Genomic DNA, 19,685 nt, shown 5'->3' on the forward strand with positions numbered 1-19,685 from the left:
CGACGAAATTACTTGCTTCATTCTGTACGTTAATTCTCTTAATAACAGAGAAAACTATAAGGCTCTAAATATACTGAGCAGGGAAAAGTAATATTTATATTGACGTGGGAAGTCATACCAACGCCGCATTAAGCGGACTAAAACTGTTGGTTATAATGTGGAGCGAAGCGAAATCTAACCAACTGTTTTAGTTCCGTTTAAATGCCCTTGTTAGGTGGTTTTGTCCATTCCATCAATCATCATTTTGATTAATGATATAGGACTTTGACCGTGGTGCATTACTCTAAGAAATATACCATCCATTAAAACAACTTCCGTTTTACCGTTGCCAATAAAGATTGCTTTACCTTTATGTTTATAAGGCCTGTTACCAGTTTTATCTAAACGTCCACGTTCTTTATTAGTAGCAAAACGAACAGACAAGCCAACTTTTTCACATTCTTTAAGCAAAGATTCTATACATATCGCCATACACACTTGCTTACGACCAAAAAGAACATCAAATTTATGATTATCTGGCAAGTTCCGACTGAAAACAGGTAAAGCAAGAGGGTTCCGCATGCTATCAATTAATAAGGCTCTAGGACATTCAGGAGTTCCACCTGAATTATCAAACCAAGAATTGAATATTATATGCCCGCCCATACGAGCCTCTTCTGAGGCATAGACTCCCAGAAAAACGCAGTTATCTATGACATCGATCGCCCATCCCTTCTTGTCCGCTTCATTTAATGTATTTACTAGTCGATCATCCCAGCTTTCGATTTCAAAAAATGGTTCGGGTATATTTATTGTTTCTTTTGTATCTGGATCAACACCCTGACCGGTAGACATAACAGTAGACACATGTGACATTCTACTCGCTTGCCTAAACATCCTTTGGAGTTGTTTAACAGCTTTATCACCTTCTTTTTCAGCAAAATAATACAAAGCTCTATCACATTGCGATTCCATGTAAAACTTCATAAAATCACCAATTTTGGCATTCATTACGCCTTCTTTTACTTCTGCAATCGTTATTCCTTTTTTAGGATCACATATTAATAAATCACCGACTTGTATAAATGAGGTTAAATCCGAAATTAGTGATATTGAGCTAGGTTTTTTTTCATCATTATCTTTGGCTGCGAAAACTACTGAATCGAAATTACAATTATATAAATCAGGCTGTTTGATGGATTTAAAAAATCTTCGAGCATGGCATAGTTGATGCCCTAATAGTTGCCAAGCGATTGCATCAGCAATCCCCCTAAGCAAAAGTTCTTTTGAGAAATCTAATTTATCCTTGCTCTGAACAATTGACACAATTTCATCTTGAGCAGATTTCATTCCTTTGTTTGCAGACGTATAGAAATCGTCCTTAAGTTCTTTGTTATTTCGTAAGTCATCGACTGTGTTTATTTGATTCCAAAGATGTTCAGAGCCTTTACAAGCTTTGGTATATAGATTTTTAGTTAATTCTTCATATTCTGGAGGAAATGATTTAAAACGAAGCGTTTCAACTACGTCATATTTTACTTTACGATTTTTTTTACCCAAAGTTTCAACTCCGAAATTTTATGTGAACAACACACTACGACCACCTAACGCCGCTATAAGCGGCTAAGTACAATTTGCTAAACTGCGCGGAGCGCGAGCAAACTGTACGTGTCCGTTTGATAGCCTTGTTAGATGCAACGCGGTCAAAACCAAGCGATACAATAACTTAAGGCTACCGTAATAAAACAACCTAACCGTGAACTTTTACGCTACACGTTAAGGTTGAACAAAACTAATAGCTTTGCACCTTTGAAAAAGGTAATTAGGGAAAGCTTATTAGTGACCTGCATTAAACCAGTTTTAGCGAAAAACTACGCACTAGAAAGCACTTTATCTAAAACTAATTTTTAATAGCATATAACGCCCGCAATAAATGGCGCGTAGGTTGCCGCTGTTTTTGCGCTTTTGGTTTTTAGCAAAAACCGTGGCAACCGTAATGCGTCCGATTTGATTGCTTTGTTAGCAGTCATTTACGCCTCTCGTTTTGAGTTTGTTACAAAGTTGGTATTTGATAATGGAGATCGATAATAATCTTCATCTAAAAAGCGCAATAGCTTTTTTAAATCTGGTTTTTTGCATGGTAATTTCAGCATCTCACAACCATCTTCCGTAACAGTTTCAAAAGGTATACTAAATTCTAATGCAACAGCCTTCATTTGATTTAAAGGCACATTATTTAATATTTCACTTTGTTGCACTAAAGAAATTTTTCTTCTAATCCAACTATCTGCCATATTAACCAGTTGTTCTAAATTATGTACTTTAAAAATATCCATCGCTGCAAAATCTGTAATATCGTCATTTGTAGCCTCTTTATAATACTCGGTTAAATCGAACACTTGTCGGAGTAAATGAAAACTAAAAAATGTTAGCTTACCATCCTGTAATATAGCGGAGAGCTTAGTATCGACTGATATTCCGACACCTTCAATTTTTTTGTAAACGTCTCCAGAATGGAATATAGATAACCCATTAGTCGAAATTATCTTACGTTTATCGAAATATTGAATCATTACTCTGATAGAGCCACCTTCAACTTCACAACCAGAGAACAGCGCTTTAATATTGGTAAAAAAGTTATTACAAGGGACTATTTCTTCAACACCTAACGGGTTTCTGATTGAGGCTTCAAGGTTATCAATATCATCATAATGATTAATGTAAAGAGCCTCCCCTTGATCAGGTTTATATTTACCATCAAATTCAATTTGTTCCTCGATTACTGCATCAAAAGCAGCATTCTGCTCAAGAATCAAAGTTGATAGTTCAGCTTGAACTTCTTCGGTAAGTTTGAACCTCACTATTCTTTTTGCGGGATCATTAGTTAAAGCGAACAAACTGAGTAACATTATAACTTCTCCATAAGCATGCTGTGTGAAATAGGTTTTACTAACTTTATATTTTTTGGATCTTTTAGTTCTCGTCTTGTAAGGAGAGTAAAAACAACACCACTGTCAGATTCAACTTTATAAAAACGATATTTGAATAAATATAAAATTGGATGAGACGGTATTGATGCCATAACCCACAACACAGCAACCAGAATAAGAGTCAAAGCTGATATTATTGTCAAATCCAATTCAACAGCTCTCATAATAATGGGTGCTGTATAACTCGCTACAAATGCAAGAAGATATAAATCGCTCGATTCTATTTTTTTACATTCAAACCTTAATGCTTCGGTTGAACTCGTAACTTTAGCAAGGATTAACAATGGTAGAGCCGTTCCAAGTATTGATATGATAATTAGCTGAAAAACTTCTGTATCAAATCCACCAATGTTATATCTAACATATGCTAAAGCTAATAGTGTTGGTGAGAATGAAGAGACAAACAACAGCGTTTTGATCCAATTTCGCATAGGTATCCTTACAGGTGATAGACTGCTAACGCCTTGCTAAGCGGAAAATAATGGTTGGCTATAATCGCGAAGCGATGGCCAACTGTTATTTTTCCGTTTAAGCAACTTGTTATGCATATATTTAGTTAAGCGCGTCAAACGCACGTTTAATAGGCTCTGGAATATCATCTACTACCATGTGACGACCAATTATAGTCCCCCAATCGAAGCTCTTATTCGGCCATTCCGTAATTCTTTCAGGCTCACCAATAAGGTCAAGTTTTTGGCGAATGAGTGCCTGTAGTTTAGGTGCAAATTTTTGGTTAGCTTGCAATGGGCTTCCTTGTTGAGCTTCTGGGATGTCTTCAATAATATTAACTATTTCTTGCTGTGTTACTTCTATATCAGTTGTGTATACTTGCGCAACGATGCGTGGCCAAATAGATGCGGGAAGTGAATCTTCAAGATCTTGCTTACCCACAACAAATATTTGATCATTCTCTTCTTTATTAGTATCTGCATCAAAAATATACACTGAAATATCATCACGCTTTGCAAAGCCTTCAATTAGGCTATCTAATAAGTTATTAGCAACATCCTCATTACTGCACCCTTTCAAATTAATTTGTTGGATATTGTCCTCTCGAATAGTCCTACCAGTGTACTTTTGATAAAGCATTGGAATTAGAGCTTGTTCAGTATTACCTTCCACAATTAAAAATTTATTAAAAAATAAGAAGTCACTATTCATAACACCTAAACTATCAAAAACATCTTCAACTTCATCAATGGCGCCTATTTGAGTGTAATTATTGTCAATTCTAAACGTATTTATATCTTCTAACTTTGAAGCATTAACAAAAATCGTACTATGTGTACTAACAATAATTTGAAAGTGTAGTTCTGAAAGAAGTCTGAGGGTGCTTATAAAATCTCGCTGTGCTTTTGGGTGCAAGTGGGTCTCTGGTTCATCAAAACACCAGACATATCGTTTATTACTAGTAGTGCTTTGTTCAGCTTGCAGTTTTAATAAAGCAAACCATATTTGACGCTTTATTCCTTCACCTTGGTTATCGATATGTACATTATCTTCAGAGCTATCTTTACCGACAAATAAGTCTGTAAGTTGATTTTTTAATTCAAAATTCACGCTTGCGCTGATACTTTGGATACTTGGCACTTCATTATGAATGCCAAGGTCTTCAAGTTTTTGATTGATTTTGGCTTGAGCTCTAGTTCTGAGTCTTGAAGAAATTATTTTTGCTCTATTAACCTCAACTTCAATTGAATCCGATAGAATAGCATTTGCCGCCTTAGTTATACCTTCAAGTGATTCATTCCAACTAAGGTATGCATATTCAGGATACACGGCTTGCAAATCATTTTTCCATTTTTTATGTTTTGCATCATCGCTGAATTTAACAAATTTATGAGTACAAGGAACGGTGTTGAGTATTGAACGCATTTTTTCATAAATAGTAAAATTGCCTAAATCATTGTCATTTACTAGATGTTCATTATTAGGATTATGTGTCCTCAAAGCAGTATTAATTGGTGCCTGCCCTAAACTGTATATAGTGTTTAGGTCATCTAATTCTGGATGGTCATTTAAATAATAAACTTCAGTTGAACCTGAAGAAGCATTTATTACTCTAGCCTTATAAAAATAACGATTTTGGTCATCTCTTAACCTCGCCGATTCCATTACCCAGCGTAAATGATTCGATATATCTTCAACCTCTAGATCGAAATGTTCTATTTTAAACTTTCCAATACATACTATGAACTTCTGTTGGTCATCTTCATCTGGTACGAATAATTGAGGAAGGTCTCTTTCAACCAAGTAAGCATTTATTTCTGTACTTGTTAAGGCTGTATGAGAAAGATCATTCTTTTCGCTTCTATCGTTAGGTATTGAAATGGAGAATGAATGATCTAAAAGTAAACGAACTGAGTTTAGTGATGTTGTCTTTCCACTGTCATTTTCACCGATAAGAATTGCAGGAGAGTTTTCATTGACTTGCAACAAGGTGTTTTGAGCACTTTTATAGTTAATTGTTATAACTTCCGTGAGTAACATATTATTTATATTCCTAGACTGCTGAATTTAGATTGACCGATATGCATAACGCCCGCATAAACTGCGGAACATATTGGACGCTTTTTTGCGTCCTTTTCTTTTAAGCAAAAAATCGGACAATTTGTGACGTCTGATTTGATGCGTCTTGTTATGTTTTTATTGCAATAAACACTGTGGCTGCAGCTCCAACCGCAGTTGCAATTGCTAGCACGATGTTTAACCAAAATATTTTATTTCCGACTCTATCTGATGAATCTGAGTTTAACTTAAGTTGCGCCTCTAAACTTGTTAGAGCATTCACAATATCCTCTGAACATTTAACTGAAATCGCAGCTTTCTCGACTTCGTTAATCCTTTCACCCGTTCGAGGTGAGCTAGCCATTTCATCTAAAATTTGGCCCTTAGTTTTATCATGAATTGAATTCAACATTAACCCTCAAAAAGAAACATAACGCCCACATTAAGCGGACTAAAATTGGGCGGTATTTTTGCGCCCTTTGTTTTTGCAAAAATAACGAACTGTTTTAGTTCCGTTTAAATTGCTTGTTAGTTGAAGCCGGTTCAAAAACTAGCAACAACCGTTAATTCTGGCCTTATTTCGGTATCGATTACTCAGATACAAAGCGGAAACTACAAACCATATTTAGCAAAATAGTCCCTCCAATACTTTACGAAGCTGAAAACCAAATGAAGCCTGAGATTACGAAAAACTAAGCTTTTGGTTTTTATAAAAGTTAAAACTCTATTGGCGAAAATACCTTAATGCGGCTGAATGCGCTAACTAAATACAATTTCTACGCACCGAATTGATGCGTATTTCACAACTCAATTCGTATCAATTACTCATCGATTTAAACATATCAAACTAAGTAAATTTAAAGGCCAACTAACGCCGCATTAAGCGGACTAAAATAGTGGGTTATAATGTGTAGCGAAGCGAAACGTAACCCACTGTTTTAGTTCCGTTTAAATGCCTTGTTAGCACGGCTTAAAGTAACCTTAATCAGATTACTAAACTACTATTTTTTGGAAATTTGCACAACGAATATGAAGCTGAACATTTATTGTAAATCGAGTACAAACCCAAGGTTACACACAAAAACTAGCAACCTTCAAAAATCACGTTAAACCCACGAGGAAAAACCCCGAGATAGAAAAGTGAACTACGAAATACAAGAAAGCCCACAAAACCCAAAAGCACGCTACCGTAAGCCAGCTAACAGTTTATTAAACCGAAAAATTCCATATTTTTGGTAGAAATACGGAATATATTAATTTGTCAAAATTAACATAACAATACCTTTATCGCACACAAAATCAAACAATTAAGATGGTTAATCAAATAGTTGTCATGTGGATAGATGGAAAAAGTCCGAATTAACAGTGGAAATATGGAATATCGACTACACTGTATATAAAACCATATAAAAATTTAAAGGAGAGAAATAGATGAAGTCTCCATTTTTAAATGCTGTAGCAGAAAGTATGCGTGTTAAATTCTATGCTGAAAAATCTATTAAGGCTTATTTGTATTGGATAAAATTTTATATTTACTTTAATAATAAAATACATCCCTTTGAATGTCATGATCATGAAGTAGAGTCCTTCCTTTCATACCTTGCCAACACGAAAAGAGTAGCTCCTAAAACGCAAGCATTAGCACTGAATGCATTAGTGTATTTGTATCGCGAATTTTTAGATAAACCATTAACATTAAAGCTCAACTTTAAAAGGACAAATACACAACCAAAGTTACCTGTGGTATTAACACTTGAAGAAGTGAGTTTATTACTTAATTCTCTACCTAGCTCAGTAACACTACCTTGTTACCTCCTCTATGGTAGTGGATTAAGATTAATGGAGGCAGTCAATTTACGAATTCAAGATATCAACTTTGATTATCTATCAATAAACATTTGGCGAGGAAAAGGAGGAAAGCACCGCAGCGTTACATTAGCACCTGAATTAATAGGACAATTACAGGATCAGATCGCTAAAGTTAATTTGTTTTATCAGCAAGATATGCAACGAGTCGATTTTCAAGGAGTATATTTACCTCATGCACTAGCAGGTAAATACCCAAATGCAGCTAAAGAATTAAAGTGGCAATATTTATTTCCTTCTTCACGACTCTCATTTGAACCTGGTACGACATACCTAAGACGACACCATATTCATGAAAGTAATATACAAAAAGCAGTAAAAAATGCATCACGTAAATTAAACTTTAATAAACAAGTGACTTGCCATACTTTGCGGCATTCTTTTGCAACACACCTATTACAGCGTGGTGCAGATATCCGGACGGTTCAAGAGCAATTGGGGCACACAGATATCCGTACGACACAAATATACACTCATGTATTACAGGCTGGTGCAAATTGTGTAAGAAGCCCATTATCAGATTTGATCATTAATAGAAAATAAAGTAAAAGAGCTTAATTGTTATGCTAAATAATATTATTTAAGAGTTTTAGAAGCTTAGAAATAAAAAACTAATAATTTTCTAAGGCGCATATATGCGCCTCATAATATGAGTTGTCTACGAATATATTTAAATGAGAAGTATAACTGTACCACTACAAAGATAGATCTAGATATTAACTTTGGAATTAGAGGTTAATGCTGCCAATTAGAGCGATAACTAAACCCCGTTAGCCCCAGTACGCCTTTGCGAGGGATATAATGTAACTTATTTTTAAGAGCTAATCGATTTTTTGAATAGCTGAGACGATCTTTATCGTCTAATAAATAAAAAATTACAACTCAGAGAAAAAACTTAAAACTCTTTATTAAGGTGGCCTGTTTTACTTGACTCCTCAGCTGTATACGTAGCTGAATTAAGCCATCTCCTTGTGTAACCTCAGAGAATAGTAATTTAGTAATAATGAAGAAGCCCGCGATGAAGGGGGTACAGTAATACTCTACCGTTGTATCAAACAATGTTTAATTAGTTGTTCTCTAACGGACTGACGTTGACCTAATAAAAGAAAAGCCGTGATCATCTTTTTTCCTACGTGTTCCTCGACTTCATATAGTAATCTATAGCCGTTTATATTTGCCTCTCGTACACTTGAGATACCTGCCACATCGAAAAGGCTGGGTGATACAGGATATATAAACGGGTTGTCGCTTATTGCATTTTCAAAAGTACTGATTGTTTCTTCTATTTTTTCTAAAACACTTACCTCGCCATTCCAGCGCATAAAATGTGTTATAGCCAGATCTGTAGAATTACTAAATGTTTCGGTATATTCAATACTTACTTTACTTACTCTGGTCATTATTATTTAACTCCGTTAAGGATGATTTACGTTGTGCTAACCGTTCCTTAAAAGAGCTGGATGACATTACTCGTCCTGCTTGTTTATCGTTTTTTGCAAAGCTAACAAGTTTTAATAGGGCAATAGCCTCTTCACGCTCTTCTCTATCTTGAATAGATTCGATAACATAAGCGGGTTTACCATTCTGAGTAATAATCAACGGCTCTTCCAATGGAAGATTCGCTGCATTTTTTTTTAAAAAACTTATTGTTTCTACATGCATAACTATTCTCCTTTTAAATAAGAAATGTATTCACGTTAGTTATCACCACACATACTATTCCATAGAAGCCAATCTGAAATAAATCACATCAACATAAGTATTTTACCACCAAAAACAAAAAAGACCAAATATAGACTAAATTTGGTTTTTTATTTGCTGTATTTTTATTCTGAGGTGATAAAAGACTATCGATTACGAAGTCGTAGTAGTAAGTATTTACTATAACGCTCATTCTCTTTTCCATATCTAAAAGAAAAACAGGCTGCAATAACATCTATAAAGGTTAAAAGGTAAGGAGGTTGGGAATTTAAGTAGTAATTATAACTAGATTATCTCGGTACGCCTTTTAGCTTAAATTTAAAAATGGTACGCCTATAGTCCACCTCTACCACCAGAAATCAAGTAACACTCTAAAAATCAGTCCAATCAAGCATAGGAGCAATAGAGAAACGGTTTGTAGGGAAATTTTGCATAAAACACCAAGAATAAAATAAGGGACGATCAATAAGCCAAATCAGAGTGTTGTACCATTCACATTAAAGAAGTGATTGTTACTAACCTTCAACTGACATTTTAAAAGAACAATGATAACAGAAAATGATTACTTAAAAATGTCATTTAATAACAGTGCAGAGACAAAATTTTTATGCCTAACATAGCCCTTCAACAAACAAAAAACACACTTTAATGCGCGTAAAAGTGTCATTACACAAATAACTTGGGGTAAGGTGCAAAAGTGTCTGTATGAAAAGATCATGCATAAACAGATTAATTGAGTGGAAAGAAAAGGAAACACGTAAACCCTTATTAATCGATGGTGCTCATAAACAGGCAAAACTTACTTTCTACAACGTTTATTCAGTAAGTACTTTGATAATGTACTGCGTCTCGTTTTCTTGAATCACCAGAAATGGCAGACCCTTTTGCGGGCTCATTAACATCTGAAGATATTATTTCCAATATTGAACGACTCACTAATGAAGTATTTAATCCTAACACTGACTTACTGATTCAGGATGAAATTGGCGAATGCCAAAGAGCCGCTACCTCTCTGAAGTACTTTGTAGACAAGCGCAGACCATGTATGTCGCAGTCAATGGTTCTAACTTCGGGCTATTAAACTCATTCCCAGTAGGAAAAGTTGAACAATACAACTTACGTCCTTAACATTTTATGAGTTTTTACTCGCTTCAGGTGAAACCCCATTCATTAAAGCATTTTAAAAAGCCACAAACTCATTGCCTGCACATAATAAGTATTCGACAAATTAACAGACTATTACTTCAAAGGCGGTATGTCAGAAGTCGTTGATAATTGGTTTTTATTAAAAGAGCAAAATATTTTGGATCGCGTCCAAGCAGTAGAGCATATCCATAAAAGCCTTATTACAGGCTATACCCGAAACTTTGGTAAATACTCAGCTAAAGTCGATACCGGACTCATTGAATCCGCCTTTAACAACGTTCCTTTATAACTCGTCGCAGTGATAGATGAATCCGCTTTGGCGTGAAAGCGCCTTAGCTAAACCGTTCAAGCAGTACATGATCGTTCAAATCGATTTTTCTGGTAAGAAACGTTGATTTTGCTCGCTGCATAGAGAAGCGAGCATAAATGGGGCGAGCTCAACAGATAAATAGAGTAAAATATCTGAGGTGCTTTGTGCCCCTTCACAAGCCAGAAAGCTAACTCACATCTGCATCAACTGAGATAGGACTGAAGAGAATTCCGTAAAAAATAAGGGGAAATTAAAGGTTGCGGTGTGCGAAGTCAGGAGAACTCTCTCCTGCAACTCACACCTTGTTAGTACTCATTTTTTCTTCGCAATCATTGAGCTCTTGATTATTTTTTCTTGGTATAACTTGCCGATCTACATGGATTTAATTTGATCGTTTGTATTACTTTTTTTGGATATGTGTTTACTGCTCTGTCTGCTCTTGTTCAAAATGAAACACAGGTAAAGACCAGCTAAATTTAAGTGCTACGATGCGCAGGCAGAAACCCGATATCAAGGTGACGACTACGGCAATGATTTCGTCGATGCCATACCAATGCAGTAGAAGGTATAAACTCGCTGAAAACATCGCCACTGAAGCATACAACTCTTTATGTAATACTAACGGTGGTTGACGGCAGATAAAATCGCGCAATAAGCCACCGAATATACCAGTGACGATCGCTGCAATAATACAGATTAACGGAGACAGATCCATATCCATAGCGACACGACAACCTATAATACTAAATACAACCAAGCCGATCGAATCTAATGCGATAAAAAGTCGCTGGTTACGCGCTACCCAAGGGGCAATTAATGTGGTCAAAACGCCAGCAGTGCAAGTTATGATGATATATTCAGGGTGTTTTATCCAGCCAACAGGGTAGTGACCTAAAATTATATCACGGACCGTACCGCCGCCGATGGCCGTTGCACTGGCGACAAACATCACCCCAAACCAATCCATTTTTTTTCTGCCCGCTGAAATGGCCCCGGTCATCGCTTCCGCTGAGATGCCGATAATGTAAAGGATAGTTAGTAACATAGCTTTATATCTGTAGTAAAAAAAAGAAAAGGATTATAGAGGATATATCAGATTGTAGCTAATGGTAAAAGCAATAAACTTGGTTTTCTAAGTATAATAAATCAACTTTATTATATTTGATGAAAGAGTTAAATTTAACCTTAAATATCAACAAGTTACTAACTTTAAAATTCTCTTTAGTATCGAATTAACTTTCCCGATAGATGAAAACACCATAATCATACCACCTAATTTTTTCCCAGTCGCACCTTCCGCTTGAAATTCTGTTCTGACTCAGTGAAATTGATTCTCAATAAGTAGACGACTCAGATGAGATTAGGATAATTAGCGAAATATTTTTCTAAGCAGAAAAGGGACACATGCGAGTTAGAAATTTTGCTCTATTATCTGATGAGACTATCCGATTTACACTCACTTTATCCCAATAAAGTGCAAAGTTTAAGCTCCTTACCAGCAAAGTCGATTTGAATGATCATGCACTGCTTAAATAAAATTAACAGTAAGATAGCTTTCGCCTTGCCCATAATTAATTAATAACAAAAAGTGTTATTAGATATTGATGAACAGCAGATATAAAACGAATTTTTTTATCCAATTGCTTCGCCATAAAATTAACCTTTGATATAACACCCGTTATATACATTTTTCAAGCTACCGAAATTGGTAGCTTTTTATGCCAACCTAAAATCATTAACTGCGCTAATTTAGAGAAATGGTCTAAGGAAATTTGCTCCCAAAAAAACTTTTTATAGTAAAATCCTAATGCTCATTAATTCCCGAAAGCAAGCGTAATTATAAGCATATACTTTCAAGTTTCTAGGGCGCTATGAGTGCGTTCACTAATACATCTTTTTGTTAAAATTCCAATGACAGCCTTGGTGGCTTTTACATCTGTCGGATTTTACTAAATCTACAGACTCACATTGAATTTCAGCAACGACACTTTAGGAAATTAAATAATTTTCCTATCTTGGTTTGTGCCCCTTTACGACCTAGAAATTAATCAAACTGTACTGAATATGTTTGAATGATACCTATAAGATAGCTCTAGATACTAGCTTCAAAACTAAAATGATTAATAACTCAACCTCAGCACTATAACCCCTATGAAAGCGGTAGCTAATCCTAAAAACTCTTGGCGCGTAAAAGATTCTTTTAAAATAATACGGGAGTACAACAGGATGATTAGGATATTCATTCCAGAAATAGCAGAGACTAATCCTGTGTTGCCAATTGCAAAAGCAGATATTATTGCAACCATGCCTGCGACATTAGTCAAACCAATAAATAAGCCGCAGGAAAATGTTTTTAATCCAGACCAATTAGGACGAGTGTCATTTTCATCCTCTAGTATTTTTTTACGATTTACTAACCAACTCATCGCAAAAAGAAAACTACCAAAACCAAACATTGAGGTTAATGTGGCGAATGTATCAGCCTCAAGTAGAGTGGACTGCTTACCTAATAAGTCATTAAATGAAAAGAATAATGCGGCAAGTAGCCCCCATTGCGCACCTTGTAAATTACTTATCGAAATATCATTGGAGTAGCGGATAATATAAAGACCGCCAAAAATGATAAAAAAGCCAATCAATTGCAGTGTGGTTAAGGTTTCTTGCCATAATAAAAAAGCAAAAATGAGTACAAATAAGGGAGTTAGCCCTGACAAAATACTAATAAGGGAAGCCTTTCCAATAGAAAAGCCTTTATGTAAAAAAGCATTCGCGGCAAATGAACCAAAGCCTAATGCGAAACCAACGGCAACATCTGCCCACCCATACCATTGTTGTTCTAAAAAGGCGACACCAGAAAGACTTACTAAAAATCCTACAAAAAAGACGCCAAATAAGAATAAATTTCGGTTCATCTTTTTCTGTGATGTCCATTGGTATAAGACCCCTCGCATACCAAAAAAAACAGTAGCGAGTAATGCATATATTATCCACACAATGAAATGCTCCCTTTAAAATTAGAATGAAATTTTAGCTCTATCAGAGATTGCTATGCAATTTAATCGTCAACATGCGCTCTCGCATTATTCTTAACTCAAAAATAAAATGCCATATTTCAAAAAGAACACTTGAAATTAAGCATTTATTTTACTTGGCTTATATTTATTTTTTACTTAGTTGTGCCTTGGTAGCCCTGATGGACAGCTGCCGTTGTGTCATTCAGATACACAGTGACATGATATACGCGCAGCGATAATTTACTCAGAGGCACAATGTTTACAGAATTTTTAAATATGACTTATCGGTGAAATTCGCCGTCTCTCTCTGGTTGATACAGTATTTCTTTAATCATTACTTTGATTGTTCCGCCACCTGGTTTTGGCCACTCAATTCTGTCACCTAGAGAGAGCCCAAGAAGAGCGCTTCCCACGGGAGCTAATATTGATATCTTCTCACCTTTTGAATCAATATCTTTTGGATAAACAAGTGTAAGCACAAACTCTTTTAACGATGAGTCAACAGAAAATTTGACGGTAGAATTCATGGTAACTAGATCCGGGCGAATCTGCTCAGGATCAACTATATTGGCACGAGCGAGCTCCTCTTCGAGTCCACTCACTCCTGCCACACTGTTTTTAGGTAACAGATCAATGACGTTATATAATCGATCTAAATCTAAGGATGAAATAGTAATTTCTGGTTTTTGATTCATTTTTATTCTCAGTATTATTAATACAACAATTATTTAAAGCGCTAACACAAGTCCGAACATTTATTAGTAGAAATGTTAAAGATTAATTTACCGTTCGTTAACGTAGATTGGGTGGGTTTAAAATAGAAATAACAAATACCTTTCAATAATATAAAATATATTTTGTTATTTTCACTATGACGACAGCACCTTGCCTACAATTTTCATAACTATTTTGACTATTGTTATGTCTGATTTTCAAGCATTTAAAATGAGGCCAATATATGGCCTCATCATTATTTAACCTTTTCTTTTCCTAGGCTTTACAATTTTATTGCTATTATCTTCTTTCTTAAGTTTTCGTTTTTCTTTCAACGATAAAACGGGCTTTTTCATTTCACTCTTTGACATATCATCACCTAAATAATAAATAACAGATTAATTACATATTTTTTTGTAACAAAACTAAAATTTACTCAGATTCAACTCACATCGCCTCCTGATCTATTTTGATAAATATTAATCACATACACTTAGATAAAATGTATATAAAAAAGTCACAATAAACCCATTTATGGAAGGGTTTAATTCATCTCATCAGTTTAATTTTATTGGAAAGGTTATCTGTAAATACAGATGGGCATAGACATATGCCCGCTTAAGAGGGGAATTTAAGGACGAAGCTCCTTAAGAAATTAATAGTATAAAATATTGATGTTTTCATAAGCCCAATATAACAACTTAAATAATAACTTCAAGCTTATCCAATAAGATTTAACAAAAGAAAAAATCAACTATTTCAAGCGACTAATATTAGAATCAAAGCATGAAGGAAAAGAATTGTTTCTTTACTTTTTCAGCCCCAAATAAATAAACAAAGTGGTGGCAATAAGATTCTCTCAGAAGATCCTTATAAGCACTTTAAAGTAACAACCCCACATCTGAGATAAGCAAAATAATAAAAAATAAGACATCTCAATACTTGAATTCAAATCAAGATGTCCAACTGACCTAAAATAAAACGAAGTAAGCTGAAATCAACTAATAGCTTTAACAATTAGCTTTTGTAAAGGCTCGGGTAATTCTATTTTCCCAGCTAAAACAAATTGATGTGCATCTTCTGACATTTTTCGCCATGTTTTGAGAATAATACCAATCCATTTTTCTTCAGTATATTCAGGATGTTTTAGGGCAAAAGCTAACATGTAATATTCAATAAACACTAAACCAGCGACATCTTCGACCAATTGACTATCTGGGTTTCGTTTAATCGCTTTTTTACCGACGGCATTTTTAACTTGCTCTATTTCGTCTTGTTCATATCCAGCTTGCAACATTAAGGTAGCAACAGCATTTGCATGAAAGCTATAAAGTTCAGATCGCCATTGGTGATATCCTTGCTTTCCAACCGGATAATCACTACGCAACGATTTCCAGCGTTGAATATGTTGACCATGTACCGCTATTTTTAATAGCTCGTTGGTGTCAGGTTTAAAACGATTTAACATTTCACTCATGCGTTGAGAATATAAACGTTCCTTCGGCCACTCCTTATTCCCTACTAACTCTTTATTTGGATCTTCATTATTGACATCATCAATTAAGCCAATGATTTGTTCAAGTTTTTGATTCATACCCTGCTCCCTGCAACTTATCGCGATAGGTAAATAGAAGCTAACTATATAAAAATACTTGCAACAAAAAAATAAAAAACAGTCACAACATTGAATGCTCATATTTTGATAGAAAAAAGCTCCTTTGTACCAGGTACAAAGGAGCTTTTTATAAAGCCTTAATACTGGTTATATATTTATTAGCTTTGCTTAATTTGCTCATCTATTACCTTTGGTTTATCTACTTCAGTTAATAACCCTTTCAGCAAACTTATGCAACCAAGCAGAAGAATAATAGTAAAAGGTAGCGCTGCGATGATAGTGATCGATTGCAACGCTTGAATAGACTGAGTACCGCCAATCCACAGCATGACCATGGCAATAACACCCGATATAATAGCCCACACTATTTTTTGTTTCATTGGCACTTCAAGTTTTCCTCCCGCTGTCATACTATCGATAACAATAGAGCCTGAATCTAATGTAGTTACAAAGAAAACAACAATTAATACAACTGCGATAACAGATAAAACATCACCGAGAGGGTAAGCATCTAGCATGTAAAAGAGGCTTAAAGAAACATCTGTAATCCCCTGCTCTGCACCTAACAACCCAACTTTATCAATGATCTGTTCAATAGCTACACCACCAAACACTGACATCCAGGCTGTGGTGACTAATGTCGGAATAACCATGACGCAAATAAGAAACTCACGAACCGTACGCCCTTTAGAAATACGTGCTACAAACATACCAAAGAAAGGTGCATAAGCAACCCACCACGCCCAATAAAATACTGTCCACCCATGCAGCCATGTTGTATCGTCACGTCCTGAAGACTGGCTTAACGGGATTATATTTTTTACATAACCGATCACTGCGGTAGCCAACGAATCAAGCACCGTGCTGAAATTAAAAGCAGCAATTAGCCCCAAGAATATAAAAGCAATGACCATATTTAGGTTACTTAACAGTTTAACTCCGCCATCCATTCCTCGAGTGACAGATAGAATAGCTAACCCCATAATTAATAGAATAATGAACTGCTTTAGATAAAGGCTATTTTCAAAACCAAAAACATGACTAATACCACTCGCCGCCTGTGCACCGCCTAATCCAAGAGAAGTTGCTAGTCCAAATAAGGTCACTAATACGGTTAATACATCAATAATATCACCGGTTATTCCCCAAACTTTATCACCTAAAAGTGGATAAAATACTGAGCGCATGGATAGTGGCAGGCCTTTGTTATATACAAAATAAGCTAAACAAAGCGCTGTCATTCCATAGATAGCCCAAGCATGCAGTCCCCAGTGAAAAACCGTCGCACCGAGTGCTAGCTCACGACCTTCTGACGTAAAAGGTTCTACATTTAATGGGGTTCCATACCAATTTGTAAAGAAAGCAGTTGGTTCTGCCACACCCCAGAAAATTAATCCAATTCCCATGCCTGCTGCAAATAGCATTGAAATCCACGACATTGTTGAATAATCAGTAGTCGCTTTATCACCACCCAAGCGAATTTTACCTAAGGGTGAAAATGCTAATACAACGGCAAAGATTAATAAGATATTGGCTCCCCACATAAATAAGAAGTCAAAATTAGACAGGACAGAGCCCTTAATTGAGTCAATGGCTGCTTTTGCGTCGGCTGGCTCTAGCATTAGCAGAGTGACGATGAAAAGAATAGATAACGCTACTGAGGCAGTGAAAACTGTGTTGTGGACATCGAAGCCCCATTTATTAAAATTATCCTGACCGACCTGATAATCTGTTGATTCAATACTGTACTTGTTTGATTTGAATTTCATAAACTGCGGTTTTACCTATTTACACTAACAAATAGAAAGACCTACTCCATATTTAAGTTATATTTGACTAGCAAGCCCACCATAATAGACCATGGTCAAATCCTCATACTGGAGTAATTTTAGGCTTTATCGCTAGTCCTCTAGCCGGCTACTTTACCATAGAAAGCACTTCCCACGATTTTTAAGATAACTATTTTATTTAAATAAAATGATTTAAATCAAGTAGTTACCTTAAAAATATTAACCTTCGAAATAGAGGTTACGTTTATTGCTTCGTGCCGAGTTCATTACTAATAGCTAATTAACTATAAACTATTGCGATTAAATGGGTGTTAACGACTGAGCAAGATAATCATCCATCTCTTTTTTGGGTACCATGCCGCCACCCGTTGCCCACACTAAATGAGTGGCATTTTGCATTTTAATCGCATCTAACTGTAAGCGATGTTTATACTCTATATTTTTATTCACTATGATTGGTCCTACTATGCCAGCGAGTGCAGAAGGCTCAAGTTGAATGTTTTCTAATTCACTGATCTCAGCGAGATGATGATACATCCGCTGATCTGAAATCGTATAATACCCATCCAACAGACGCTGCATCGCTCTGCCTACAAACCCTGATGCTCTACCCACCGCTAACCCATCTGCGGCAGTGATATTATCAATACCGAGATCTTGAACTGAAATCCCATCATGTAATCCAGTATAAACACCTAATAACATGCATGGTGAGTGTGTTGGTTCGGCAAAGATACAATGCACATTATCACCAAAAGCCATTTTCAAACCAAATGCAACACCGCCGGGGCCACCACCTACACCACAGGGTAAATAGACAAATAGTGGATGAGCTTGATCGACGCGAACTCCCATTGCATGGAACTGTTTTTTTAATCGTTGGCCGGCAACGGCATAGCCGAGAAAAAGTGTTTGTGAATTTTCATCATCAATAAAGAAACAATTATTATCATTCTCAGCCTGTTGACGACCTTGCTCAACTGCAACACTATAATCTTGTTCATATTCAATAACATTCACGCCATGACTACGGAGTTTATTCTTTTTCCATTGCCTTGCATCCGCAGACATATGAACAGAAACAGAAAAACCTAATTTAGCGCTCATAATGCCAATAGACATGCCTAAATTACCTGTTGAACCCACGGCAATACGGTAACCTTTAAAAAATGCTCTAAACTGATCACTATCTAGTTTGCGATAATCATCAGACTCTTCTAATAAACCGGCAGTTATCGCTAACTTTTCTGCATGTGTTAATACTTCGTATATTCCACCTCGCGCTTTAATTGAACCTGATATAGGTAAGTGGCTATCTTTTTTTAACATCATTTTTCCTGTAATTAGTGTCGTGTATTCACGCTCTAACTGTGTTTGCATCTTGCTAATGCTGACCACCTCAGATTCAATAATGCCATTGCTTGCAGCCGTCTCAGGAAAGACCTGTGCTAAATAGGGTGCAAATCTTGTTAATCTATCACTGGCCGCTTTAATATCCCTATGGTTGAGACCAACATAAGGCAGGCCTTCTTTTAAGCTAGTAATATTGGGGTTGAACCAGCTTATTTCTTGCAATGCAATCAATTGTTCAAGTAAAGGGAATTCAGTAATAAGCTTTTGTATATTGAGCAACATTAGTTTTAATACCTTAATTAATCGAATACAACCGTCATCAATTATGATCTTGGAAGGTCACAATATGTAATGAAGTCAGAAAGTGAAGGGTATAGTTAGATTTATCATGAGGTTGATACAAATGCAAAATAATGGGTTGTTTGGTTATTTAAGCAATCAAGCTTCAGCACAAAAGTAACAAACGCTTAGTGCAGTTGAACTTATCCAGAACATATTGCCAACTACGAAGCAACCCATCGATTTGATAATGACCAACCCAAATTAATTCAAGCTGATTATTGCTAACAGCTAAACTCATCTTAGATTGTGAAAATATAACGGTTTTATTTATTTAGGAACAGCAGTTGCGAGAAGCAGAGTTTAACCTGCTCTCTGTTAGCAGGCTAGACTCTCAATTTATAGCAGCTTTAACTTCAG

The 19,685-nt window shown here is 35.8% G+C and carries 16 protein-coding genes; 3 read left to right on the forward strand and 13 right to left on the reverse strand.

The features are described 5' to 3' along the window. Positions 1-210: 210 nt before the first annotated feature. The 5 genes from H5084_RS17470 to H5084_RS17490 form a co-directional block, all read right to left on the reverse strand. Entirely contained in the window at positions 211-1,539 is a 1,329-nt protein-coding gene (locus H5084_RS17470; protein ID WP_182691900.1) for a hypothetical protein, read from the reverse strand. A gap of 470 nt (positions 1,540-2,009) precedes the next feature. Beyond that, a complete protein-coding gene (locus H5084_RS17475) occupies positions 2,010-2,888 on the reverse strand; it encodes a Kiwa anti-phage protein KwaB-like domain-containing protein (protein WP_182691903.1) in 879 nt (292 codons plus the stop codon). Continuing rightward, a complete protein-coding gene (locus H5084_RS17480; protein ID WP_182691904.1) occupies positions 2,888-3,400 on the reverse strand; it encodes a hypothetical protein in 513 nt (170 codons plus the stop codon). The genes H5084_RS17475 and H5084_RS17480 overlap by 1 nt, the downstream gene beginning before the upstream one ends. A 121-nt stretch (positions 3,401-3,521) precedes the next feature. Beyond that, positions 3,522-5,459, reverse strand: a complete 1,938-nt coding sequence (locus tag H5084_RS17485) for an AAA family ATPase (protein WP_182691906.1) — start codon at positions 5,457-5,459, stop codon at positions 3,522-3,524. A gap of 148 nt (positions 5,460-5,607) precedes the next feature. After that, on the reverse strand, positions 5,608-5,889 hold the full coding sequence (locus tag H5084_RS17490) for a hypothetical protein (RefSeq protein ID WP_182691908.1): 282 nt from the start codon (positions 5,887-5,889) through the stop codon (positions 5,608-5,610). A gap of 1,019 nt (positions 5,890-6,908) precedes the next feature. Here H5084_RS17490 and H5084_RS17495 point away from each other — a divergent pair. Continuing rightward, complete coding sequence (locus tag H5084_RS17495) at positions 6,909-7,886, forward strand: integron integrase (protein ID WP_182691910.1); 978 nt, start codon at positions 6,909-6,911, stop codon at positions 7,884-7,886. A gap of 497 nt (positions 7,887-8,383) precedes the next feature. On the opposite strand, the gene H5084_RS17500 is transcribed toward H5084_RS17495, so the two are convergent. Both H5084_RS17500 and H5084_RS17505 read right to left on the reverse strand, forming a co-directional pair. Continuing rightward, a complete protein-coding gene (locus H5084_RS17500; RefSeq protein ID WP_182691912.1) occupies positions 8,384-8,743 on the reverse strand; it encodes a type II toxin-antitoxin system RelE/ParE family toxin in 360 nt (119 codons plus the stop codon). Beyond that, positions 8,727-9,005, reverse strand: coding sequence for a type II toxin-antitoxin system prevent-host-death family antitoxin (locus H5084_RS17505; protein WP_182691913.1), 279 nt, complete (start codon positions 9,003-9,005; stop codon positions 8,727-8,729). The genes H5084_RS17500 and H5084_RS17505 overlap by 17 nt, the downstream gene beginning before the upstream one ends. Positions 9,006-10,034: 1,029 nt before the next feature. Between H5084_RS17505 and H5084_RS17510 the strand changes: the two genes are divergently transcribed. After that, positions 10,035-10,172: a hypothetical protein gene (locus H5084_RS17510; RefSeq protein ID WP_182691915.1), complete on the forward strand. Its 138-nt coding sequence runs from the start codon at positions 10,035-10,037 to the stop codon at positions 10,170-10,172. A 127-nt stretch (positions 10,173-10,299) separates the two neighbouring features. Beyond that, complete coding sequence (locus tag H5084_RS17515; RefSeq protein ID WP_182691917.1) at positions 10,300-10,479, forward strand: hypothetical protein; 180 nt, start codon at positions 10,300-10,302, stop codon at positions 10,477-10,479. Positions 10,480-10,921: 442 nt separating this feature from the next. Here the strand turns inward: H5084_RS17515 and H5084_RS17520 are convergent, their stop codons facing one another. The 6 genes from H5084_RS17520 to H5084_RS17545 all read right to left on the reverse strand — a co-directional run bounded on the left by H5084_RS17520 (position 10,922) and on the right by H5084_RS17545 (position 19,268). Beyond that, a complete protein-coding gene (locus tag H5084_RS17520; protein WP_182691918.1) occupies positions 10,922-11,545 on the reverse strand; it encodes a trimeric intracellular cation channel family protein in 624 nt (207 codons plus the stop codon). Positions 11,546-12,620: 1,075 nt separating this feature from the next. Continuing rightward, complete coding sequence (locus H5084_RS17525; RefSeq protein ID WP_182691920.1) at positions 12,621-13,493, reverse strand: DMT family transporter; 873 nt, start codon at positions 13,491-13,493, stop codon at positions 12,621-12,623. Between the two features lie 302 nt (positions 13,494-13,795). Further along, complete coding sequence (gene rnk / locus H5084_RS17530) at positions 13,796-14,209, reverse strand: nucleoside diphosphate kinase regulator (protein WP_182691922.1); 414 nt, start codon at positions 14,207-14,209, stop codon at positions 13,796-13,798. A gap of 1,016 nt (positions 14,210-15,225) precedes the next feature. Continuing rightward, positions 15,226-15,822 carry a DUF4202 domain-containing protein gene (locus H5084_RS17535; RefSeq protein WP_182691924.1) on the reverse strand — a complete coding sequence of 199 codons (597 nt, stop codon included), beginning with the start codon at positions 15,820-15,822 and terminating at the stop codon, positions 15,226-15,228. A 179-nt stretch (positions 15,823-16,001) separates the two neighbouring features. Then, positions 16,002-17,612, reverse strand: a complete 1,611-nt coding sequence (locus H5084_RS17540; protein WP_182691926.1) for a BCCT family transporter — start codon at positions 17,610-17,612, stop codon at positions 16,002-16,004. Between the two features lie 321 nt (positions 17,613-17,933). Then, a complete protein-coding gene (locus H5084_RS17545) occupies positions 17,934-19,268 on the reverse strand; it encodes a D-serine ammonia-lyase (RefSeq protein ID WP_182691928.1) in 1,335 nt (444 codons plus the stop codon). Positions 19,269-19,685 lie beyond the last annotated feature (417 nt).

The organism is Psychromonas sp. SR45-3, from assembly GCF_014163575.1.
In the GTDB taxonomy this organism is placed as follows: domain Bacteria; phylum Pseudomonadota; class Gammaproteobacteria; order Enterobacterales; family Psychromonadaceae; genus Psychromonas; species Psychromonas arctica.

What these genes read in the sequence shown, in the direction of transcription:
- H5084_RS17475 (WP_182691903.1), bottom strand. Translation starts at nt 2,888, where the DNA reads ATGTTACTCAGTTTGTTCGCTTTAACTAATGATCCCGCAAAAAGAATA.
- H5084_RS17480 (WP_182691904.1), bottom strand. Translation starts at nt 3,400, where the DNA reads ATGCGAAATTGGATCAAAACGCTGTTGTTTGTCTCTTCATTCTCACCA.
- H5084_RS17485 (WP_182691906.1), bottom strand. Translation starts at nt 5,459, where the DNA reads ATGTTACTCACGGAAGTTATAACAATTAACTATAAAAGTGCTCAAAAC.
- H5084_RS17490 (WP_182691908.1), bottom strand. Translation starts at nt 5,889, where the DNA reads ATGTTGAATTCAATTCATGATAAAACTAAGGGCCAAATTTTAGATGAA.
- H5084_RS17495 (WP_182691910.1), top strand. Translation starts at nt 6,909, where the DNA reads ATGAAGTCTCCATTTTTAAATGCTGTAGCAGAAAGTATGCGTGTTAAA.
- H5084_RS17500 (WP_182691912.1), bottom strand. Translation starts at nt 8,743, where the DNA reads ATGACCAGAGTAAGTAAAGTAAGTATTGAATATACCGAAACATTTAGT.
- H5084_RS17505 (WP_182691913.1), bottom strand. Translation starts at nt 9,005, where the DNA reads ATGCATGTAGAAACAATAAGTTTTTTAAAAAAAAATGCAGCGAATCTT.
- H5084_RS17510 (WP_182691915.1), top strand. Translation starts at nt 10,035, where the DNA reads ATGCCAAAGAGCCGCTACCTCTCTGAAGTACTTTGTAGACAAGCGCAG.
- H5084_RS17515 (WP_182691917.1), top strand. Translation starts at nt 10,300, where the DNA reads ATGTCAGAAGTCGTTGATAATTGGTTTTTATTAAAAGAGCAAAATATT.
- H5084_RS17520 (WP_182691918.1), bottom strand. Translation starts at nt 11,545, where the DNA reads ATGTTACTAACTATCCTTTACATTATCGGCATCTCAGCGGAAGCGATG.
- rnk (WP_182691922.1), bottom strand. Translation starts at nt 14,209, where the DNA reads ATGAATCAAAAACCAGAAATTACTATTTCATCCTTAGATTTAGATCGA.
- H5084_RS17535 (WP_182691924.1), bottom strand. Translation starts at nt 15,822, where the DNA reads ATGAATCAAAAACTTGAACAAATCATTGGCTTAATTGATGATGTCAAT.
- H5084_RS17540 (WP_182691926.1), bottom strand. Translation starts at nt 17,612, where the DNA reads ATGAAATTCAAATCAAACAAGTACAGTATTGAATCAACAGATTATCAG.
- H5084_RS17545 (WP_182691928.1), bottom strand. Translation starts at nt 19,268, where the DNA reads ATGTTGCTCAATATACAAAAGCTTATTACTGAATTCCCTTTACTTGAA.